Source organism: Halomonas sp. ND22Bw (assembly GCF_003011945.1).
GTDB lineage: Bacteria > Pseudomonadota > Gammaproteobacteria > Pseudomonadales > Halomonadaceae > Halomonas > Halomonas halophila.
The window spans coordinates 1-239 of sequence record NZ_PXWD01001682.1 but is presented as its reverse complement, the minus strand read 5'-3'; the positions used below and the strand labels follow the sequence as shown (position 1 = coordinate 239).

Sequence of the window (239 nt, the reverse complement as noted above, 5' to 3'; positions counted from 1 at the left end):
GGGCGGAATCCCCACCCGCCGAGCCCCCCCCCTCTCCACCCCGCCCCCGCCGAGGTCGAAGCAGTGGCCGACGATGCCCGCCACCACATCCGGCGAGCGCGAGCGACCGGCCAGCCGGCCGGCATAGGCCAGCATCTTGCTCCAGTTGCTCGGCGTCTCGCCGCGCAGGCGGTCGTCGGCCAGGCCGACCAGGGCGAAGCTCGCCGCCGCGAGGCCGTCCGCCGCGCCGTCCTGGTCGC

At 77.4% G+C, this 239-nt stretch carries 1 protein-coding gene; it reads right to left on the bottom strand.

Features of this window, described 5'->3' with window-relative positions:
- Window positions 1-239 (bottom strand): type VI secretion system baseplate subunit TssG (locus tag CVH10_RS23990; protein ID WP_181244751.1); only part of this gene is annotated, 239 nt, incomplete at both ends.